The sequence below is a fragment of the Streptomyces sp. NPDC054840 genome, assembly GCF_053611065.1.
Window position 1 is genome coordinate 1 of sequence record NZ_JBSGZP010001094.1, and the last position, 1,444, is coordinate 1,444.

Annotated in this window: 2 protein-coding genes and 1 pseudogene; all 3 read left to right on the forward strand. The window is 77.5% G+C overall.

Translation table 11 applies throughout. From position 1 onward, the window contains the following. Positions 1 to 544, forward strand: a pseudogene (locus tag ACWGIU_RS37815) (ATP-binding protein); the annotation flags it as partial. A 38-nt stretch (positions 545 to 582) separates the two neighbouring features. After that, entirely contained in the window at positions 583 to 1,017 is a 435-nt protein-coding gene (locus ACWGIU_RS37820; protein ID WP_453712606.1) for a roadblock/LC7 domain-containing protein, read from the forward strand. Further along, complete coding sequence (locus ACWGIU_RS37825) at positions 1,014 to 1,427, forward strand: DUF742 domain-containing protein (RefSeq protein WP_453712604.1); 414 nt, start codon at positions 1,014 to 1,016, stop codon at positions 1,425 to 1,427. The genes ACWGIU_RS37820 and ACWGIU_RS37825 overlap by 4 nt, the downstream gene beginning before the upstream one ends. The last annotated feature ends 17 nt before the right edge of the window (positions 1,428 to 1,444 follow it).

Below are 1,444 nucleotides of genomic sequence, written 5' to 3' on the forward strand. Positions count from 1 at the left end.
CGAGGGATGGCAGGCGTCCGGGGGCGCCGGGGCCGCCCCGCACGGTCCCGAGCCGCACCCGGCGTCCGCCCCCGCATCCGCAGCCCGGTCCCACTCCCCGGCCACCGCCGTGCCCCGGCCCCGGCCGGAGCCCGGGCCCCAGCCCCGTTCCGCGCCCCTGCCCGCGCCCCGGTCGGGAGAGACGGGCGGACCCGGGGCGGTGGCCTGGTCGGCGCCCGCGGCCGATCCCCGGGGCGGGCCCGCCCCGGCTCCGCCGACCGGGGCGGTGGCCTGGTCGGCGCCGGAGCCCGAACCGGCGCCCGCGGCCGATCCCGTACCCGGCGCACCCGGCGAGACCGGCGCACCCGGCGCACCCGGCGAGACCGGCGCGTGCGACCGGCCGCGGCTGCCACGGCGCCGAGCGCAGGAGCACCTCGCGCCCCAGCTCCGCGTGGCCCCCGCCCCCCGGCGGGCAGCGGACCCCGAGCAGCCGGTGCACGACCCGGGCCTGATGGCCGCCTTCCAACGGGGTTTCGGCCTCGCCCAGTCGGAGAACCAGGTATGACCCCGACCCCTCACCTCACCAGCAAGGAGCACACCCCCATGGGCGGCGAAGTGGCGACGAAGACCGGTAGCCGGCTCTCCGACCTCGACTGGCTGCTCAGCGGCCTGGTGCAGCGCGTGCCGTACACGCGAAGCGCCGTACTCCTCACCGCCGACGGGCTCGTGACCTGCGTGCACGGGCTGGACGCCGACAGTGCCGACCACATGGCCGCCCTCGCCTCCGGGCTGTACTCCCTGGGCCGCAGTGCCGGCTCCCGCTTCGCGGACGGCGCCGAGGTACGGCAGGTCGTGGTCGAGCTCGACACCGCGCTCGTCTTCGTCTCCGCGGCCGGATCCGGTACCTGCCTGGCCGTCCTCGCGGACCGGGAGGCCGATGCCGGGGTGCTCGGCTACGAGATGGCGATGCTGGTCAAGAGCGTGCGCCCGTACCTCGCGGCCCCACCGCGGCGGCCCGGCGCCGACGTGGAGCGATGAGGGCCCGCGCGGCGGGGGCGTACGCGAAGGGGCGGGACACACCGTGGCTCGACGACTCGGCGGGCCGCTTGATGCGCCCGTACACCGCCAGCGGGGGGCGGACCAGGCCGGGCTTCACGCTCGACCTGCTCTCGCTGGTGACCGCGACCGGGGTGCGGCCGCACGTCCCGCTCGGGGCGGAGCACACGCTCGCGCTGCGGATGTGCGCGGGCGCCGCGACCGTCACCGTCGCCGAAGTGGCCGGGCAGCTGCGGCTGCCCGCCGTCGTGGTGAAGGTGCTGCTGTCCGATCTGATGGAACACGGGGCCGTCATGGCGCAGGCGCCCCGGTTCCCGGGCGGCGGCTCGTTCGCCGCCGACGACCGGTCCCTTCTCCTGGCGGTGCTCGATGGCCTACATAAACGACTGTGACGCCCCCGCTCCCGGCC

Bases quoted from the DNA above. Each gene is read 5' to 3' on its own strand.
- ACWGIU_RS37820 (WP_453712606.1), top strand. From the start codon at position 583: ATGGGCGGCGAAGTGGCGACGAAGACCGGTAGCCGGCTCTCCGACCTC.
- ACWGIU_RS37825 (WP_453712604.1), top strand. From the start codon at position 1,014: ATGAGGGCCCGCGCGGCGGGGGCGTACGCGAAGGGGCGGGACACACCG.